Origin of the sequence: Nocardioides immobilis, from assembly GCF_003515065.1 — a bacterium.
Taxonomy (GTDB): Bacteria; Actinomycetota; Actinomycetes; order Propionibacteriales; family Nocardioidaceae; genus Nocardioides; species Nocardioides immobilis.
This window is the reverse complement of sequence record NZ_QXGH01000011.1, coordinates 45,547-64,110: the sequence shown is the minus strand read 5'-3', so window position 1 is coordinate 64,110 and position 18,564 is coordinate 45,547. Positions and strand designations below refer to the sequence as shown.

Here is an 18,564-nt window from a genome sequence, read left to right as displayed (position 1 = left end):
ATAGAGTTGCCCGTCGAAGCCCTGCACGATCGTCCTTGAGGATCCCCTTTGTTCGCCACCCTGTCCGACCGCCTTGCCGAGACCTTCAAGAACCTCCGCGGCAAGGGCCGACTCTCCGAGGCCGACATCGACGCGACCGCGCGCGAGATCCGGATCGCCCTGCTCGAGGCCGATGTCGCGCTGCCGGTGGTCAAGGACTTCGTCGCCGCCGTCAAGGAGCGCGCCCGCGGCGAGGAGGTCAGCGGTGCGCTGAACCCCGCTCAGCAGGTCGTCAAGATCGTCAACGACGAGCTGGTCACCATCCTCGGCGGCGAGACCCGGCGTCTCCGCTACGCCAAGACCGGGCCGACCGTCATCATGCTGGCGGGTCTCCAGGGTGCCGGTAAGACGACGCTCGCGGCCAAGCTCGCGCTGTGGCTCAAGGAGCAGGGCAAGTCGCCGCTGCTGGTCGCGTGCGACCTCCAGCGCCCCAACGCCGTCCAGCAGCTGCAGGTCAACGGCGACAAGGTCGGCGTACCGGTGTTCGCGCCGGAGGCCGGCAACGGTGTCGGTGACCCGATCGGCGTCGCCCGGGCGTCCATCGAGGAGGCCAAGCGCAAGCTGTACGACGTCGTCGTGGTCGACACCGCGGGCCGGCTCGGCGTCGACTCCGAGATGATGGCCCAGGCTGTCGGCATCCGTGACGCCGTCCAGCCCGACGAGGTCCTTTTCGTCGTCGACGCGATGATCGGTCAGGACGCGCTGACGACGGCGCAGGCGTTCCTCGACGGCGTCGGGTACGACGGTGTCGTCCTCACCAAGCTCGACGGCGACGCCCGTGGTGGCGCCGCGCTGTCGATCCGCCAGGTCACCGGCCGGCCGGTCATGTTCGCCTCGTCCGGCGAGAAGATGACCGACTTCGACGTCTTCCACCCCGACCGGATGGCCTCGCGCATCCTCGACATGGGCGACGTCATGACCCTGATCGAGCAGGCCGAGAAGGCCTTCGACCAGGAGCAGGCGCTCAAGGCGGCGCAGAAGCTCAGCGGGCAGGGCGGCGAGTTCACCCTCGACGACTTCCTCGAGCAGATGCAGCAGATCAAGAAGCTCGGCTCGATGACGAAGATCCTCAAGATGCTGCCGGGCGCGGGCCAGATCCGCGAGCAGCTCGAGAACTTCGACGAGCGCGAGATCGACCGCGTCGAGGCGGTCATCCGCTCGATGACGCCGGCCGAGCGCGACAACCCCAAGATCATCGACGGCTCTCGCCGGGCCCGGATCGCCAAGGGCTCCGGACGCACCGTCGCCGACGTCAACGGTCTCGTCGACCGCTTCTTCGAGGCGCGGAAGATGATGATGCAGATGGCCAAGGGCGGCGGCTTCGGTGGAGTGCCGGGGATGCCCGGCATGCCGGGGATGCCGGGCATGGGCGGTCCTGGCGGCGGCAAGCGGGCCAAGGCCAAGCAGGCGCAGAAGGCGAAGGGCAAGGGCGGGCAGCGCCGGTCCGGCAACCCGGCCAAGGCTGCGCAGGAGGCGGCGGCCGCCAAGGCGAAGGCCGAGGAGCAGGCGGCGAACCCGTTCGGTCTGCCCGCCGGCGAGGACGTCGACTACGAGGCTGCGGCCGCGAACCTCGACCTCCCCAAGGACTTCTCCAAGTTCCTGAAGTGACCTCGTGGCGACGGTCCTGATCGTCGACGCGGCGAACGTCGTCGGCACCCGGCCTGACGGGTGGTGGAAGGACCGCGCCGGCGCGGCACAGCGGCTGCACGAGCAGCTGCTGGTCGCCGACGTGCCTCAGGACGTGGTCGTGCTCGTGCTCGAGGGGGGCGCGAAGGGCGGCGTACGACCGGGGCGCGACGCACACGTGCGCACCGTCCATGCGCCGAAGGACGGCGACTCGACCATCGTCGCCGAGGCGCGCGCTGCCGCCGAGCGCGGCGACCGGGTCACCGTCGTCACCGCGGACCGCGCCCTCGACGCCCGGGTGGCCGGGGTCGGGGCGGTCACCGTGCGCCCGTCCTGGCTCCTCGACCTGCTCTGACCTTCAACCGCTGATGTCGAGGCCCGGCCCCTGCCAGCGACGCCGAAGCCAGCGGTCGTGGGAGGCGACCACGATGGTGCCGGGGCTGCGCCCGATCGCCTCCTCGAGCTCGCCGACGAGCGTCAGTGAGATGTGGTTGGTCGGCTCGTCGAGGAGCAGCAGGTCCGGCGCGGTGGCCACGGCGACAGCGAGCGCGAGCCGGCGGCGCTGCCCGACCGAGAGGAGGACGAGGGGCTTCGCGTGCTCGCGCGGGTGCAGGAGCCCGAGCTCGCGGAGCGGGCGCTGCTGGGCCAGGTCGGCCCCGACGAGCTTCTCGTACGCCGCAGCGGCCGGCACCGTCAGGTCGGGGAACTCGGGATCCTGGGTCAGCTCGGCGATCCGCTGCGCGGCGACCTGCACCGTCCCGCTCGTCGGGGTGATCCTCCCTGACAGCACTCCGAGCAGGGTCGACTTGCCGGATCCGTTCGAGCCGGTGACGAGCAGGTGCTCACCCGGCTCCACGTCGAGGTGGGGGAGCGCGAGGCGGCCGGCCACCACCAGGTCGCGGACCATGACGAGGTGCCCGCCGGCCGCCGTACTGCCGACGTCCGCGCGGAAGCGCAGCGGTGCCGGTGGCTTGCGGACCTGGTCCCGCTCCGCGGACTCCAGCTTGCGCTGCGCATCGCGTTTCCGCCGCGCCACGGTGCGGTCGACGTTCTGTCCCTTGAACGCATAGATGAACTTGTCGTTGTCGCGGGGTCCGCGGTTGTGGGCGACCGCCGAGCTGTCGACGCGGGCGGCCGCTCGCAGCCGCTTGATCTCCTCCTGCTGCTCGGCGTAGGTCTCCTCCCACCGACGCCGCGCCGCGGCCCGGGCCTCGGAGTAGGCGGTCCAGCCGCCGCCGTACCTCCGACCGCCGCGGCCGTCGGTGCCCAGGCCGACCGGGTCGAGGTCGACGATGTCGGTGCAGACCTCGTCGAGGAAGACCCGGTCGTGGCTGGCGAGCAGCACGACCCCCGGCAGGTCACGGAGGAACGACACCAGGGTCGCGACCGCCTCGTCGTCGAGGTGGTTGGTCGGCTCGTCGAGCAGCAGGCACCGTGGCCGACGCGTCATCAGCGTCGCCAGCGCGAGCCGGGTCCGCTGCCCGCCCGACAGCGTGCCGACGCGCCGGTCGTGGTCGAGCCCGTCGAGGCCCAGCTGCTCGGCTGCGAGCAGGGCGCGCCGGTCGGCGTCCCACGCATCGTGCGCCACTGCCTCCTCGAGCGCCTCGGCGTACTCCGCCGCCACCGCCCGGTCCTCGAGGCGGTCTGCCAACGCCTCGACCTTCGCCACGGCGTCGCGCAACGGGCGCAGGGTGCTGGCCAGGACGTCGGCGACGGTGTCCGCGTCGCCGAACGGTGGCTCCTGGGTCAGGAAGGCCAGGTCGTCGGACCGGTCGACGTCGCCGGACGTGTGGGCATGGCGGGGGAGCTCGTCGGCGATCGCGCGGAGCAGGGTCGACTTGCCGGCGCCGTTCTCGCCGACCAGCCCGATCCGCCGGCCCGGCTGGGCGACGAGGTCGAGGCCGTCGAGGACGGTACGGCGCCCGAACGCCACGCTCAGGTCGCGGACGACGATCGGAGCGAACATCATGCTGCTGGTGGTGGGTGCTGACATGGCGGGACCTTCGGGACGAGGAGGACTCGCCGGGCGTGCGGCCGCGGGCGCGAGTCGGGGTCAGCCGTGGATCAGCATGGTCCGTTCAGCGTACGGGCGGCTCCGACCGAGGAGCGACCCATTTTCTCCACGCTCGTGTGAGCATCGGTAGGTTGCGAGGGGTGACAACGACTCCTCTTCGCTTCTCAGGCCCGGTCCTCCCTGACGGGGAGGTGCGGGAGCTGTACGTCGTCGACGGCCGGGTCACCTACGAGCACCAGTCCGGCGCCGACACTGCGGCCGAGGGTTGGATCGTCCCGGGCCTGGTCGATGCCCACAACCACCTCGGGCTCGAGGACGGGGGAGCGGTCAGCGAAGAGGACACGGAGCAGCAGGCGATCGCCGACCGCGATACCGGCGTACTCCTCATGCGCGACTGTGGCTCGCCGGCTGACACCCGGTGGGTGCACGAGCGCGAGGACCTGCCGCACCTGATCAGGTGCGGTCGTCACATCGCCCGCACCCGTCGCTACATCCGTGGCTACGGCGTGGAGATCGAGCCCGACGACCTTGCCGACACCGTCGCCGAGCAGGCGCAGGCCGGCGACGGCTGGGTGAAGCTCGTCGGCGACTGGATCTCGAGGGACGAGGGAGACCTCACCCCGTCCTTCACCGACGACGCGGTCGCGGCCGCGATCGGCACCGCGCACGCGCTGGGCGCCCGGGTCACCGCGCACTGCTTCGGCGCCGACTCGCTGGCCCCGCTCCTGGACGCCGGCATCGACTGCATCGAGCACGGCACCGGCCTGCAGGAGCACCACATCGAGCAGATGGTCGCGCGCGGCGTCGCGCTGGTGCCGACCGTGCAGCAGACCGACAAGTTCCCGGAGTACGTCGAAGCCGCGCGCGACAAGTTCCCGGCGTACGCGACCACCATGGAGTCGCTGCACCGGAGCCGCCGCGACGTGCTGATGGCTGCGTACGACGCCGGGGTCGACCTCTTCGTCGGCAGCGACGGGGGAGGCAGCAGTCGCCACGGCTGCCTGCACGAGGAGATCCTCGCGATGGCGGACATGGGGCTGCCGGCGGACTACGTCCTCGGCGCCGCCTCCTGGCGGGCGCGGTCCTGGCTCGGCCGGAACCCCGGTCTCGACGAGGGCGACCCGGCGGACTTCGTGGTCTACCCGCGCAACCCGGTCGAGGACCTCACGGTGCTCGCCACGCCGTCGTACGTGGTGCTCCGCGGGCGGCGCTTCGGCTGAGCTCAGCGCAGGTGGCCGGCGAGGAACAGCTGGTCCTGCGCGGCGTCCAGGTGGTCGCGCGCGGTCCGGATCTCCGCCCAGGTGCTCTTCGCCGTCACCGACAACGCGACCGCGAACGCCCGCTCGATGTGGGTCAGCACGGTGGGAAGGCCCTCGGCAGCCGCCAGCAGCGTCTCCGCCCGGTGGACGACCCGCGTGGCGAGCACGTAGTTGTCGTGCGCCTGGCTCTCCTCCGAGCGCGCGGCCGGCGAGGCCGGGACGTGATGTGGAAGTGTCGTCATCGGCCTTTTCCCTTCGCTGGACTGCAGGACGTCTGACCCGTGTTGATCCTGCCGTCCGGGTGCAGTCCTGGGACCCTTCGTGCGGCCGGCACTCCCTGGTCACACCGGACTAGGGACCCCGCCGGATCGTCAGGTCCGGCGCGATTGGTGGGGCGGCGGCACTGTCTGGCAGACTTGGAGGCTGAGTTCTGTGCCGTCCGGACCCTCTCAACCGGTAGGTGCAGCGCCCTTTCGGTCGGCCTCTCCCGGTGTTCCCCACCTGGTCGGAGCCGATCACCCACCACAAGTTCTCAAGGAGACACCACAAACGTGGCCGTCAAGATCCGTTTGAAGCGCCTGGGCAAGGTCCGGGTGCCGCAGTACCGCATCGTCATCGTCGACTCGCGCAAGAAGCGTGACGGCAAGGTGATCGAGGAGATCGGCAAGTACCACCCCAAGGAGGACCCGTCGTACATCGACGTCGTCTCCGAGCGGGCGCAGTACTGGCTCAGCGTCGGCGCGCAGCCGACCGAGGCCGTCGCCGCGATCCTCAAGGTGACCGGTGACTGGCAGAAGTTCAAGGGCGAGCCCGGCGCCGAGGGCACCCTGAAGGTCAAGGAGCCGAAGCGCGACAAGCTCGAGATCTTCAACGAGGCCCTCAAGGAGGCCGCCAACGAGCCCAAGGGCTCCGCGGTGACGACCAAGAAGAAGGCCGAGCCGAAGGCTGAGGAGCCCAAGGTCGAGGAGCCCAAGGCGGAGGAGCCCAAGGCGGAGGAGCCCAAGGTCGAGGAGCCGGCTGCCGAGGCGCCGGCTGAGGAGCCGGCCGCCGAGTCGGCCGAGGCCTGATCCGATGCTCGCCGATGCGCTGGAGCACCTCGTCCGCGGAGTGGTCGACAACCCCGACGACGTCGTGGTGCGCGACAAGCAGCTGCGCCGTGGGTCGGTGCTCGAGGTGCGGGTGCACCCCGACGACCTCGGCAAGGTGATCGGTCGCGGTGGCCGTACGGCGACCGCCTTCCGCACCGTGATCTCGGCACTCGCCGGCAACGGTGGCACCCGGATCGACTTCGTCGACGTCGACCGACCCGGCCGCCGCTGACCAGCGAGCCACACGAGGACGGGCGCTGCCATGATGGCGGCGCCCGTCTTGCTTTTAACGTTGGCCGAGGAGCCGCGCTCGCGGCGCCTCGAGACCCGGAGGATTGAGTGGAGACCATCGAGGTCGTGATCGGCCGGATCGGCAAGCCGCACGGCATCCGCGGCGAGGTGACCGTCGACGTCCGTTCGGACGAGCCGGACCGTCGCTTCAATGTCCGCGCCCGGCTGCTGACCGAGGCGCCCCGCGGCTCCGCGTTCGCCCACGACACGCTGACGATCAGGCGTGCCCGCTGGCACCAGTCGACGCTGCTCGTCGCCTTCGACGAGATCCCGGACCGCGACGCCGCCGAGGCCGCCCGCGGCGTGGTGCTGCGTGCGACGATCCCGGCCGACGAGACCCCGGAGGACCCCGAGGAGTTCTACGACCACCAGCTGATCGGGCTGGCGGCGTACGACGTCGACGGTGCGCACCTCGGTGAGGTCACCGGTCTGGTGCACGGCGCCCAGGACCTGCTGCAGGTGCGGACACCCGACGGCCGGGAGGCGCTGGTGCCGTTCGTCGCCGCACTGGTGCCCGAGGTCGACCTGGCCGGCGGCCGGGTCGTCATCGCCGACCGCCCGGGCCTGGTCACCCCGTTCGAGGACGAGTCGTGAAGATCGACGTACTGTCGATCTTCTCGGACTACCTGGCTCCGCTCGAGCTGTCGCTGCCTGGCAAAGCGCGCGCGAAGGGCCTCCTCGACATCGCCGTGCACGACCTCCGTGCGTTCACCCACGACCGGCACCGCACCACCGACGACACGCCGTACGGCGGTGGCGCCGGGATGGTGATGAAGCCGGAGCCCTGGGGCGAGGCCTTCGCCGCGCTCGAGATCGCCGAGAGCGACACCATCGTCTTCACCACACCGTCGGGCGATCGTTTCGACCAGCGCAAGGCGGAGGACCTGTCGGCCCGGCCGCGGCTGGTCTTCGCCTGCGGCCGCTACGAGGGCATCGACCAGCGGGTGATCGAGCACGCTCGCGAGATCGCGAACGTCGAGGAGATCTCGCTCGGGGACTACGTCCTCAACGGGGGCGAGGTCGCGGCACTCGCGATCATCGAGGCGGTGGTCCGGCTGATCCCGGGCTTCATGGGCAACCCGGAGTCGCTGGTCGAGGAGTCGCACTCGGGCGACACCGCCGGCCTGCTGGAGTACCCCGTCTACACCAAGCCCCCCGTCTGGAACGGCCGCGAGGTCCCGGCGGTGCTGCGTTCGGGCGACCACGGCGCGATCGCGCGGTGGCGCCACGAGCAGGCGCGACGTCGTACGGCGGAGCGCCGGCCCGACCTGCTCGCCCCGTCGGCCCTGGCCGACGGGACGCCGATCCAGCGTGCGGTCCCGGGCGACGCCGGCGAGCTGATGACGCTGCAGCGCGCCTGCTGGGTCCAGGAGGCGCTCGCGAACCCCGGGGTGCACATCCCGGCCCTGCACGAGTCCCTCGACGACATCCGGGCGTGGATGGGGGAGTGGGACACCTACGTCGTGCGCCGGGCCGGCCGGCTGGTCGGTGCCGTCCGCGGAAGGCTCGAGGGTCCTGACCGCACGGCGTGGGACATCGGCCGGATCATGGTGGCGCCCGACCTCCAGGGCGAGGGCCTCGGGCGGGCCCTGCTCGAGCACATCCAGGATGCCGCGCCGGCCGCGGCGACGTCGTACCTCCTCTTCACCGGCGCGGGCAGCGAGCGCAACCTGAGGATGTACAAGAAGGCCGGCTTCCGGCTCCGTTCCGACCTCGCCACACCGCCCGGAGCGGTCGTGCTGAGCAAGCCGCGACGCCCGAATTCCTGAGAACCGGCTGAAAAACCTGTAACACCGGCGAAACATGTTCGGTCGTGAGGTGAAACGACCCGTCGCGAAGATCTCGCTCAAACGTGGGGACAGCACTGCGGCTGACTCGCGAATGATCCCGAGAACTCCGAGAGGTATCAATGACCGACTCGACCGCGTGGTTGCTGATCAGCACCGCACTCGTCATCTTCATGACACCCGGTCTCGCCTTCTTCTACGGCGGCCTGGTGAAGTCCAAGAGCGTCATCTCGATGATGATGCTGAGCTTCGGCTCCCTCGGCCTTATCAGCGTCCTGTGGATCCTGTACGGCTTCAACATGGGCAACCTCACCGGCGACGGCCTCGGGAAGTTCGTCGGTGACCCCTTCTCCGACTTCGGTCTGACCGAGCTCTCGAAGGTGACCGAGGGCTCCCCGCTCGCCGGCGTCGCCTTCGGTGGCTCGTTCGCGATCATCACGGTCGCGCTGATCTCGGGCTCGATCGCCGACCGTGCGCGCTTCTGGCCGTGGATGCTCTTCGCCGCCATCTGGGCGACCGTCGTCTACTTCCCCGTCCAGGCCTGGGTCTGGAACGTCGACCACGGCTGGATCTTCAACTTCGGTGAGACCGGCGTGCTCGACTGGGCCGGTGGCACCGCGGTGCACATCAACGCCGGTGCTGCGGCGCTCGCCCTCGCCCTGGTTCTCGGCAAGCGCAAGGTCGGCTTCTCCAAGGAGGAGACCCAGCCCCACAACGTGCCGCTGGTGCTCATCGGTGCAGCGATCCTGTGGTTCGGCTGGTTCGGCTTCAACACCGGTCTCAACACCGGTGAGGCCGGAGCGGGCCTGATCTTCCTCAACACCCTGGGTGCCCCGGCCGCCGCGATGCTCGGCTGGATCGCTGTCGAGCACTTCAAGGAGGGCAAGCCCACCGCGGTCGGCGCCGCCTCCGGCGTCGTCGCCGGGCTGGTCGCGATCACCCCGGCCTGCGCTCACGTGACGCCGGTCTTCGCGCTGGTGCTCGGCCTCATCGCTGGTGTCATCTGCGCCTTCGCGATCGACCTGAAGTTCAAGCTCGGCTTCGACGACACGCTCGACGTGGTCGGCATCCACCTGGTGGCGGGCTTCGTCGGCTGCTGGTTCCTCGGATTCCTGGCCTTCTTCCCGGAGACCGGCCTGCTCTACGGGGCCAACGCCGACCAGCTGATCGCGCAGGTCGTCTGCTCGCTGGCCGTCGCCGCGTTCTCGTTCGTCGTCGCCTTCGTGGTCGGCATGGCCATCGAGAAGACGATCGGCTTCCGTGCCAAGGAGGAGGACGAGATCGCTGGTCTCGACCTCGCGCTGCACGGCACCGGGTACGCGATCGACTGATCAAAACAGCGTCAACCCGCAGGCCCGTCCCGGTTCGTCCGGGGCGGGTCTGCTGCCGTTTGGTCCCCAACGGCAGCTGCTGGCGGCACAACGATGTCGTTGGGGACCAAACCTCAATACTCCCGCAGCCGCCGGCTCGACGCCTGGATCCGGCTGCTGAGGTCGTCGACCTCGTCGAGGACCTGCTTCGCGAGCCAGACCGGCGCCCGGCGGGACCGGGGCGCCTTCGACAGCACCTTGGCGTCGACGAGCTTCGCGATCGCCTCGCGGGCGGTGGACTCCGAGGCGTCGACGCGCTCCATCACCAGCGCGACGTTCACGATCGGCTCCTCGGTGAGGAGATCGAGGAGCCGGTGCAGCGCCGTACCGGGGCGGGAGCCGCCGACGGCGTCGTGCCACTCCTTGCGCAGGTCCTTGAGGTGCGCCGCCGTACGCCACGACTCAGCGGTCGCGACGCTCGTGGCGGAGGCGAGCATCGCGATCAGGGGAGCGGCGGACCCGTTGCGGTAGTCGTCGAGAGCGCCGAAGTAGCGCTCGCGGTGGGCGACCAGGGCGGACGCGATGGGCACCGTGAGGTGCCGGGTGGCCCGGCGGCGCCGGAGCACGGCGTGGATCAGCGCCCGGCCGATCCGGCCGTTGCCGTCGATGAACGGATGGATCGACTCGAACTGAGCGTGCACGATCGCGGCCTGCACGAGCGTCGGTACGTCGTCGCGGTTGGCGAACGCGAACAGGTCCGTCAGGTAGTCGGCCACCGTCTCCGGAGGTGGCGGCACGTGCAGGGCACCGAGGGGGGAGTAGTCGCTGCCACCGATCCAGTTCTGGGTCGTCCGGAACGTGCCGGCCCGGTGGCCCTCGTCCGGGTGGTGGCGGAACAGGTCCTCGTGCGCCTGCAGGATCGCCTCCGGACGGATCGCCCGGGTCGTCTCCGCGTCGCGGATCATCCGGGTGAGGGCGGCCGTCGCCGACGCCATCGAGACCGCCGAGGCGTTGGCGCCGACACCGAGCAGGGCACGTCCGTAGTCGGCGAGGCTGGCGTCGACGTTCTCGATCTTCGAGGAGTCGACCGACTCGGCACGGAGCTGGAGGTGGTTGAGCGCCTTGAGCGTCCGGCCGTGCACCAGGTCGAGGTGACCGAGGTCGCCGGCGCTCGCGGTGGTCATCGCCGCCAGAGGCCGCTCGATCGGGTAGTCGCGGTCGCGGATGTACGGCGGCAGCGCGACCGTGATCTCGCGGAGCTGCTTGTCGGCCCGGGGCCCCCGCGCCAGCCGTTGCCGGTAGGGCCGCACCTCCTGGGTGTGGGGCGCCCAGTCTCGGGGCGGGGCGGCGGTCACGGTCCCATCCTCCCAGGGGCGGGGGGCTGACCCCGGGATTCCTCCACCGGTCGGCCCGATGTGCGGTAGGAACAGGTATGGCCGCTTCCGCAGGTCGGCGCCTCCGCCCGCTGGCGGTGGTGTGCGCGCTGTTGATGGTCGCGTGGGGAGCCGCCTCGATCGCGTCGCTCGTCGTGCAGATCATGAACTACGACGAGTTCGGCTGGCCAGACGAGAACGCCGACGGCGAGATCTGGGCGTACGTCGTTCTCTACCTCGCCGCGGCGGCCAGCGGGGCCTGGGTCGCCGTCTGGGGCCTCTTCGGCCTCGCCTGGCGGCCGCCACTGCACCTCGGTGCGGTGGCGCTGCTGGTCGCGATCGGTGTCGAGGTGACCGCGAACGTCGTCCAGGTCAGCTACTTCTCCGACCTCGGTGCACCGGTCAACCTGGGCGACCAGGCGGAGGGGTACGTCGATCGGATTACCTTCGACACTGGTGTCGCGGTGAGCGAGGGCCGGGCGTTCCTCACCGCGCTGCCGCTGATGACTGCGTTCCTGCCGCTCCTCGCCTGGCTGGTCGTGCTCGTCAGCGGCGCCGGGCGCAAGCGCCGGTTCGCACCGCAGTACGGCCAGCCGCAGTACGGCCAGCCGCAGTACGGCCAGCCGCAGTACGGCCACCCGCAGTACGGCCAGCCGCAGTACGCCGCGCCGTACGGGCAGGTGTATCCCCACCAGCCTGCCTATCAGCCGCAGCATGCCCACCCGCCGCCGCAGCACTACCCGCCGCAGCCGCCGGCCTACCGACTACCCCAGGAGCCGGCGTACCAGGCGCCGCCCGACCCGCCCCGGCACAAGTGGGGCGCGGTGCCGCCGGTCCTGCCTGAGCGGCCGGCAGCGGTCCGCCCGACGCCCCCGCCGCAGCAGCCGCCGGACCAGGAGACGCTGCCGTACCAGAAGCCGACGCAGGGCCCCTGAGGCCCGACCCGCGATTACCGACGCTGCTCGGGGTTGTGCGATGATCGTTCGTCGGCGACGCGGGCGCTTCTGCGTTTGATCTGGTTCTGCCACAGGGGAACCGACACACCACGCCGCCGCGACTGAAGCATCACGAACCACTGAAACACGACCCCGATACCGCGGTTGACCTGTGTGCACTCGCGAGGAGATATCATGAGCAACCCTGCGCCCATTCATCCTGGCCCGTCCGTCGTCGCCGAGCTCGGCAACGCAGCGAAGCGCGACGACATCCCCGCCTTCCGCGCGGGTGACACCGTCAAGGTGCACGTGAAGGTCGTCGAGGGCAACCGGTCCCGCGTCCAGATCTTCCAGGGCGTCGTGATCCGGATCCACGGCAGCGGCGTCGGCCGTACCTTCACCGTCCGCAAGGTCTCCTTCGGTGTCGGTGTCGAGCGGACCTTCCCGCTCCACTCGCCGATCTTCGAGCAGATCGAGATCGTGACCCGCGGTGACGTGCGCCGGGCGAAGCTCTACTACCTGCGCAACCTCCGCGGCAAGGCCGCCAAGATCAAGGAGCGCCGCGAGGCCTGATCGGGTCACTGGCTAGAGTCAGTACCTGTGACGACCGACGCCGCCGGCGAGCCCGACGCCCTCGACGACGCCACCGACGGTGACGCGTCGACCGGCACGACCGACGGCCCCGCCGACGCGACCGACGACGCGACCGATGACGCCGAGGCGCCTGTGAGCAAGAAGCGGGACGAGGGCGGCGAGCGCAAGCACCTGCCGGTCTGGCAGGAGAGCATCCTGCTGCTCGCCGTCGCGCTCGTGCTCGCGGTCGTGATCAAGACCTTCTTCGTCCAGGCGTTCTACATCCCCTCGGAGTCGATGGAGCCGGGGCTGATCAAGAACGACCGGATCCTCGTCCAGAAGGTGTCCTACTGGTTCGGCGGCGGTCCGGCCCGGGGCGACGTCATCGTCTTCGAGGACCCGGGTGGCTGGCTCCAGGGCAACGAGCCCGCGCCCACCGGACTCGCGAACCTGCTCTCGAAGGTCGGGCTCTACCCGACCGGCGGTCACCTGGTGAAGCGTGTCGTCGGCACCGAGGGCGACGTCATCGAGTGCTGCGACGAGGAGGGCCGGATCCTGGTCAACGGCGAGCCGATCGACGAGTCGGACTACATCGCCGAGCGGCACGGCAAGTGTGCTGCCGTCTTCCAGGGCCAGTGCGACTGGTCGGTGGGTCCGATCCCCGAGGGCAAGCTGTTCGTGCTGGGCGACAACCGGATGTCCTCGGCGGACTCCCGCTTCCACATGTGCGGCCCTGACGTCGAGACCTGCGCCGAGAGCCCGTGGGTCGACGCCGACCTCGTCGTCGGCAAGGTGTTCTCCCTCGTGTGGCCGAGGGCCCGTTGGACCTGGGTGAGCAACCCCGGCGCGTTCGACGGGGTGCCCGACGACCCGCCCACGGTGGACTGACCAGGACTAACCTGGACGACGCCATGTCGACGCTGCCGCGAGGATTGACCGTACGACGCGACGCCGGCCTCTACGGCTACGAGCGCGCTCTGCGCCGCCATGGCATCGAGCCGATCGCCGGCGTCGACGAGGCCGGACGCGGAGCCTGCGCCGGGCCGCTCGTGGCGGGTGCGGCGATCCTGCCCGCAGGAAAGACCGGCATCGTGCCGGGGCTCGCGGACTCCAAGCTGCTCACGCCCAAGGCCCGCGAGCGCTGCTACGACCAGGTCGTGCGCCGGGCGGTCTCGTGGTCGGTCGTGGTGATGTCCCACGAGGAGTGCGACCGGCTGGGCATGCACGTCGCCAACGTCGAGGCGCTGCGCCGCGCGGTCGCCAAGCTCGACGTCGCGCCGTCGTACGTCCTCACCGACGGCTTCCCCGTCGACGGCCTCGGCGCCCCGGGGCTCGCGGTGTGGAAGGGCGATCGCGTCGCCGCCTGCGTCGCGGCGGCGTCGGTGATCGCCAAGGTGACCCGCGACCGGCTGATGGACGACCTCGACCTGGAGTGGCCGGCGTACGACTTCCGCACCCACAAGGGCTACATCACGCCGACCCACACGGCCGCGCTGGACGAGCACGGGCCCTCGCCCGTCCACCGGATGCGATTCGTCAACGTGCGTCGAGCCGCCGGTCTCGAGGGTCCGGCTATAGAGTCGGCGTTGTGAGTGCCGAGGAGCTCGAGAAGTACGAGACCGAGCAAGAGCTGACGCTCTACCGCGAGTACCGCGACGTGGTGAAGATCTTCAAGTACGTCGTGGAGACCGATCGGCGGTTCTACCTCTGCAACTCCGTCGACGTGAAGGCCCGCACCGAGGCCGGTGAGGTGTTCTTCGAGGTCACCATCAGTGACGCCTGGGTGTGGGACATGTATCGCCCGGCGCGGTTCGCGAAGAACGTGAAGGTGCTGACGTTCAAGGACGTCAACGTCGAGGAGCTCGCCAACTCGGACATCGAGCCTCCTAAGAACTGACTAGGCCGCGACGACCGTTCGGCCAGAGTTCCGGGCAGTCCGCTCGTTATCAGAAATAGAAACGGCGCGGCGTCTTACTGTCGAGGGGTGAAGGACAGGAATGAGCGCGGGGCCGTAGCGGTCTTCACTGCGTTCGTTCTCGTGGTGCTGATGGGCATCGTCGCGATCGTGGTCGACCTCGGCATGGAGCGCGTGACCCGGGCGGACCTCCAGGCGCTGGCCGACGTCGTCGCGCTCGACCTCGCCCGCGAGATCCGGGGTGGTCGGACCCAGGCGGCCCTCGCAGCGGAAGGCGACCTCGGCGACCCGTCGAGCGCGGTCAGCAAGAGCGCGGCGCGCAACTCCGACATCCTCGGGACGGGCCTCACCCTCGAGGTCGACTGGGGCTCCTACGACAACGAGGTCTGGAACACCGCCACCGACCCGCCGTCCGCCGTTCGGGTGATCGCGAGCGCCGACACCGAGTACTCGGTGATGGAGGGGACGGGCGCGGTGACCCGGACGGCGTTCGCCGTCGCGTCAAGCTCAGCCTGCTACCGGCTGGGCACGTTCGTCGCGGCGATCCGGACCGGTGACAGCACCGTGCTGGCGCCGCTCAACCGCCTGCTCGGCGTCAACCTCGACCTCGTCAGCTACCGCGCACTGGCAGACGCCGACGTCACCCTGGGCGACCTCGCCGCCACGTCCGTCATCGGCAGCCCCACGCAGCTCCTGACGGGGACGGTGACCTACGCGAACCTGCTCCGGGCGATGATCGAGGTGCTGTCCAACGAGCCGGGTTCCTCGAACGGCGCCGCGATCAGCGCGCTGCAGACCATCCTCGCCGTCTCGGCACCGCTCGGTGCCATCGCGGTCGGCGACGTGCTGCACGTGTCGCCGACGGACCGTGCGGCGCTGGAGATCGCACTGAGCGTCCTCGACATCGTCGGCTCGGCGCGGCTCGCCACGGGCGAGCACTTCCTCGATATCGACAACTTCCAGGCCGGTGTGCCGGGCGTGGGCTTCCAGTTCACCGGTGGCATCAAGCTGATCTCGGCCGCGCAGCTGGCCTGCGGCGAGCCCAACTCGCCGGAGAGCATCGCGCGCACCGCCCAGCTCCAGGGCAGCCTCGGCGTCAATTTCGTCAACCTGCCGAGCCTCAGCATCCCGGGACTGGCGACCCTGCAGACGACCGCCGGGTCGGGCAGCCTCCAGGTGAGCATCGCCGAGGGAGAGGGGCAGCTGGTCGCGCCTCCCGAGGTCCACTGCGGCAGCGGGACGGCCGCCGACCCGCACACGTACTCGGTCGCGGTCCGGACCCAGCCCGCGTCGTACTCCCTCAGCTCGGAGCTCGACGTCACCGGGGAGATCAAGGTCTCCGTGCTGCAGGACCTCGGCCTGGGCAGCCTGCTGAGCGGGCTGCTCGGCGGCATCCTGCTCCCGAACTCCAAGGTCTCGGTCGATCTGCACATCCGGCTCGCGGCCGCCACGAGCGCGCCGGCAGGGACGTCGATCGCGAACCTGCGGATCCCGCCCAACGACGTCACCCCGGTGCAGACGGGGACCACCGTCTACCTCGACCCGCAGAGCGTGGTGCCGACCGTGACCGACGTCAGGATCGGGGGCAAGACGGCCCCGCTCGGCGGTGCCCTGCCGCTGACGAACGCGATCGTGAACGAGCTGACGTTGAACGGCAACGACTTCGTGGAGAAGACGCTGGTGCCGCTCATCGACAACATCAACCAGACCTTGATCGGACCCGTTTCGCGGATGGTGGGCCTCCGGTTCGGAGGCGCCGACGTGTACGCCGTCGGGGCGGTCTGCGGACAGCCGTCCCTCTGGGGATGACTCCAACGGATGCGGCCCTAGTCCCAATGAACTAGGACCTCCGTCCCCGAGCGGTTCGAATAGACGGAGAACTGATGACGGCATACGACGGCAGCACTACTGTCCGGCTAGGCAGTCAAACTGCCTGTCCGGTGCTTGAGGGAGCACAGGGGGAGCGAAGGTGGAGGGCCATGCGTCGAGTGCTGCAATGGGGAGCAGGCGACGGTCGTAGGCGACGTCGCGAGGAACGGGGAGCAGCGGCCCTCGAGTTCGCGCTCGTGCTACCGATCCTGGTGATGCTCGTGTTCGGTGTCATCGCGTTCGGCTACATGCTCAGCTTCCGCCAGGCGATGAGCCAGGCTGCGGCGGAAGGCGGCCGCGCAGCAGCGGTCAGGCCCGCCGGTACGGCGGACGGCGACCGACTGACGGCCGCACGAGCCGCCATCAACGACGCACTCGACTCGTACAACGTGGAGTGCACCGCGGGTGGCGGCCTGATCCACGCCGGCGGGGCCGACGGCGCCTGCACGATCGTGATCGATGCCTGCACGACCGGTCCGGCCGGTTCCGAGTGCGCCAGGGTCACCCTCGAGTACCCCTACAGCGACAACTCCCTGATCCCCGGACTGGGCATCAACGCGATCCTGCCGGACAACCTCGTCTACACGGCTGAGGTACGGGTCAGTTGAGCGGGTGCTCCACCCGGCGGCCGCGGCTGCTGAGCCGTCGCGAGCCTGACGAGCGTGGCGCCACCGCGGTCCTGGTCGCGCTGATCACCACCCTGGTGCTGCTGACGATCTCTGCCTTCGCGATCGACCTCGGCATGCAGCGGGCCGGCGCCCGCGACATGCAGGCCGTCGCCGACCTGGTGGCGCTCGACATGGGTCGGCTCATCGACGGACGCACCCGCGCCGAGATCGAGGCGGGCGACGGCGACAAGCCGTCCGCGTCCACCCAGCTCAGCTGGAGCCTCTCGAACAACGACGACAACACCGTCGGCGACACCCCCACCATCGCAGCGTTCTGGGTCGAGGTCGACGAGGACGGCGACTTCCCCGAGGCCGGCGGGATTCCCGTCCAGGTCGCCGCCGGCGAGGCGCCGAACGGCGTCGTCGTCCGCGCGGGCACGGACGTGGCCTTCGCGTTCGCGGGTGTCACCGGCGTCCCGAGCGGCGACGTCGAGCGCTCGGCGGTCGCGACGGCCGAGGAGAGCGCCTGCTTCAGCATCGGGTCGTACGCCGCGCGCCTCAACACCAGCAACTCCGCGCTGCTCAACGCCATCCTCGGGGGCATCCTCGGGGGCGGGATCAACCTCAACGCGGTCAGCTACCAGGGCCTCCTCACTGCGGACGTCAGCCTCCTCGACATCGCGCTCGAGCTCGGCCTCGGATCGGTCGACGAGCTGCTCAGCAGCAACATCAACGCCGGCACCCTGCTGATCGCGGCGGCCAACGTGCTGCAGGCCGACGGCGGTGTCTCCGACGTCAACGTGCTCAACATGGTGGCGGCGCAGCTCGGCGGCCCGTCGATCAACGTCGGCGACCTGGTGAGTGCCGAGCCCGGCTCCGGTGCCGCGGAGACCGCCACGATCAACGTCCTTGACCTGCTGGCCGGCACCGTGCTCATCGCCAACGGCACCAACGCGATCAGCATCCCCGGCCTGACCGCGAACCTCCCGCTGCTCGGCACCAACCTGACGACGAGCCTCTCGCTCATCGAGAAGGCTCGGACCCGCTGCGGCAGGCGGGGAGGTACGGCGGAGACCGCCCAGGTCGCGCTGTCGATCGACGGGTCCCCGGTCTCGATGCCGAGCGTCCTCGGGCTCAGTGTCTCCGCCGACACCGAGGTCGCCCTGAGCGTGGCCTCGGCCCGCGGCACCCTGACCGACATCATCTGCGGCAGCGAGACCCCGTCCGACCCGAGCGGCGAGGACGTCCAGGTGACGAGCGGGGTCGCCGGCGCCTCCATCTACAGCCGGGTGGCGGTGAGTGGGACCGTGGCCGGCAGCGGGGCACTGGGTGGGCTGCTGAACGGCCTCACGTCGCTGCTCGGATCCGTCGTCTCGGTGCAGATCAACGGCACGGTCGGCCTGCGGGTCTCGACCGGCGACCCCTCGACGGTCAAGACGGCCCAGATCCGCGTGCCGAACAACCCATCCGACTGGGACGAGCCGATCGAGCTCGGCTCGGGTGACCTCGGCATCAACACAGCCAGCGTCACTACGGTTCCCAACCCGCCGGTGCTGACCATCACGGCCAAGAACATCCTGGGCCTCAACGTGTCGCTCAACGCCGGCCAGATCGCCGGGATCATCACGAACCTCACCTCGTCGCTCACGAGCCAGGTGCTGAACCCCGTCGTCACCTCGGTCAACGACACCCTGCTGAGCCCGCTCTTCGACCTGCTCGGAGTCAGCGTCGGCGGTGCCGACGTCTGGGGTCAGCGCCCCTACTGCAGCAACCCGGTGCTGGTCGGCTGAGCCACCGGGCGAGCCACTAACCATCCACAGCTCCGGCACGGGCCGGCGTCTCTCCACAGCGCCGGCCCGAGCCGGGTCCATTCGTCC

Annotated in this window: 19 protein-coding genes; 16 read left to right on the top strand and 3 right to left on the bottom strand. The window is 70.2% G+C overall.

Features of this window, described 5'->3' with window-relative positions; translation table 11 throughout:
• The first annotated feature begins 48 nt into the window (after positions 1 to 48).
• Positions 49 to 1,647 (top strand): signal recognition particle protein, encoded by a 1,599-nt coding sequence (ffh, locus tag D0Z08_RS05995; protein ID WP_118923677.1) that lies wholly within the window; start codon positions 49 to 51, stop codon positions 1,645 to 1,647.
• 4 nt (positions 1,648 to 1,651) lie between these two features.
• Entirely contained in the window at positions 1,652 to 2,020 is a 369-nt protein-coding gene (locus tag D0Z08_RS05990) for a hypothetical protein (protein ID WP_118923675.1), read from the top strand.
• A 3-nt stretch (positions 2,021 to 2,023) separates the two neighbouring features.
• Here the strand turns inward: D0Z08_RS05990 and D0Z08_RS05985 are convergent, their stop codons facing one another.
• Positions 2,024 to 3,658 (bottom strand): ABC-F family ATP-binding cassette domain-containing protein, encoded by a 1,635-nt coding sequence (locus D0Z08_RS05985; RefSeq protein WP_245993696.1) that lies wholly within the window; start codon positions 3,656 to 3,658, stop codon positions 2,024 to 2,026.
• Between the two features lie 161 nt (positions 3,659 to 3,819).
• Here D0Z08_RS05985 and D0Z08_RS05980 point away from each other — a divergent pair, with 161 nt between their 5' ends.
• Positions 3,820 to 4,899 carry an amidohydrolase family protein gene (locus tag D0Z08_RS05980; protein WP_220454078.1) on the top strand — a complete coding sequence of 360 codons (1,080 nt, stop codon included), beginning with the start codon at positions 3,820 to 3,822 and terminating at the stop codon, positions 4,897 to 4,899.
• 2 nt (positions 4,900 to 4,901) lie between these two features.
• Here the strand turns inward: D0Z08_RS05980 and D0Z08_RS05975 are convergent, their stop codons facing one another.
• A complete protein-coding gene (locus D0Z08_RS05975) occupies positions 4,902 to 5,180 on the bottom strand; it encodes a hypothetical protein (RefSeq protein WP_118923671.1) in 279 nt (92 codons plus the stop codon).
• A 309-nt stretch (positions 5,181 to 5,489) separates the two neighbouring features.
• Here D0Z08_RS05975 and rpsP point away from each other — a divergent pair, with 309 nt between their 5' ends.
• From rpsP to D0Z08_RS05950, 5 genes are all read left to right on the top strand, one after another.
• Positions 5,490 to 6,005 carry a 30S ribosomal protein S16 gene (gene rpsP / locus D0Z08_RS05970; protein WP_118923669.1) on the top strand — a complete coding sequence of 172 codons (516 nt, stop codon included), beginning with the start codon at positions 5,490 to 5,492 and terminating at the stop codon, positions 6,003 to 6,005.
• 4 nt (positions 6,006 to 6,009) lie between these two features.
• On the top strand, positions 6,010 to 6,258 hold the full coding sequence (locus D0Z08_RS05965; RefSeq protein WP_118923667.1) for an RNA-binding protein: 249 nt from the start codon (positions 6,010 to 6,012) through the stop codon (positions 6,256 to 6,258).
• A 107-nt stretch (positions 6,259 to 6,365) separates the two neighbouring features.
• Positions 6,366 to 6,911 (top strand): ribosome maturation factor RimM, encoded by a 546-nt coding sequence (gene rimM / locus D0Z08_RS05960; protein WP_220454077.1) that lies wholly within the window; start codon positions 6,366 to 6,368, stop codon positions 6,909 to 6,911.
• On the top strand, positions 6,908 to 8,086 hold the full coding sequence (gene trmD, locus D0Z08_RS05955) for a tRNA (guanosine(37)-N1)-methyltransferase TrmD (protein WP_118923665.1): 1,179 nt from the start codon (positions 6,908 to 6,910) through the stop codon (positions 8,084 to 8,086). Before rimM ends, trmD begins: the two co-directional genes overlap by 4 nt.
• A 140-nt stretch (positions 8,087 to 8,226) precedes the next feature.
• The gene (locus tag D0Z08_RS05950; RefSeq protein ID WP_118923663.1) at positions 8,227 to 9,435 is read left to right on the top strand and encodes an ammonium transporter; all 1,209 of its coding nucleotides are present in this window, start codon (positions 8,227 to 8,229) and stop codon (positions 9,433 to 9,435) included.
• Positions 9,436 to 9,548: 113 nt separating this feature from the next.
• Here the strand turns inward: D0Z08_RS05950 and D0Z08_RS05945 are convergent, their stop codons facing one another.
• Entirely contained in the window at positions 9,549 to 10,769 is a 1,221-nt protein-coding gene (locus tag D0Z08_RS05945) for a Fic family protein (protein WP_118923661.1), read from the bottom strand.
• 77 nt (positions 10,770 to 10,846) lie between these two features.
• On the opposite strand from D0Z08_RS05945, the gene D0Z08_RS32895 reads away from it, so the two are divergent.
• The 8 genes from D0Z08_RS32895 to D0Z08_RS05905 all read left to right on the top strand — a co-directional run bounded on the left by D0Z08_RS32895 (position 10,847) and on the right by D0Z08_RS05905 (position 18,477).
• Positions 10,847 to 11,722: a hypothetical protein gene (locus D0Z08_RS32895; RefSeq protein WP_245993695.1), complete on the top strand. Its 876-nt coding sequence runs from the start codon at positions 10,847 to 10,849 to the stop codon at positions 11,720 to 11,722.
• 195 nt (positions 11,723 to 11,917) lie between these two features.
• Positions 11,918 to 12,295: a 50S ribosomal protein L19 gene (gene rplS, locus D0Z08_RS05935; protein ID WP_118923659.1), complete on the top strand. Its 378-nt coding sequence runs from the start codon at positions 11,918 to 11,920 to the stop codon at positions 12,293 to 12,295.
• A gap of 27 nt (positions 12,296 to 12,322) precedes the next feature.
• Positions 12,323 to 13,183 (top strand): signal peptidase I, encoded by an 861-nt coding sequence (gene lepB, locus D0Z08_RS05930; RefSeq protein ID WP_245993692.1) that lies wholly within the window; start codon positions 12,323 to 12,325, stop codon positions 13,181 to 13,183.
• 23 nt (positions 13,184 to 13,206) lie between these two features.
• Entirely contained in the window at positions 13,207 to 13,887 is a 681-nt protein-coding gene (locus tag D0Z08_RS05925; RefSeq protein ID WP_118923657.1) for a ribonuclease HII, read from the top strand.
• Complete coding sequence (locus tag D0Z08_RS05920; protein ID WP_118923655.1) at positions 13,884 to 14,192, top strand: DUF2469 domain-containing protein; 309 nt, start codon at positions 13,884 to 13,886, stop codon at positions 14,190 to 14,192. The genes D0Z08_RS05925 and D0Z08_RS05920 overlap by 4 nt, the downstream gene beginning before the upstream one ends.
• An 87-nt stretch (positions 14,193 to 14,279) precedes the next feature.
• Positions 14,280 to 16,019 (top strand): pilus assembly protein TadG-related protein, encoded by a 1,740-nt coding sequence (locus D0Z08_RS05915; protein WP_118923653.1) that lies wholly within the window; start codon positions 14,280 to 14,282, stop codon positions 16,017 to 16,019.
• A gap of 170 nt (positions 16,020 to 16,189) precedes the next feature.
• Complete coding sequence (locus D0Z08_RS05910; protein WP_182481183.1) at positions 16,190 to 16,687, top strand: TadE family protein; 498 nt, start codon at positions 16,190 to 16,192, stop codon at positions 16,685 to 16,687.
• Positions 16,684 to 18,477, top strand: coding sequence for a Tad domain-containing protein (locus tag D0Z08_RS05905; protein ID WP_118923649.1), 1,794 nt, complete (start codon positions 16,684 to 16,686; stop codon positions 18,475 to 18,477). The genes D0Z08_RS05910 and D0Z08_RS05905 overlap by 4 nt, the downstream gene beginning before the upstream one ends.
• The last annotated feature ends 87 nt before the right edge of the window (positions 18,478 to 18,564 follow it).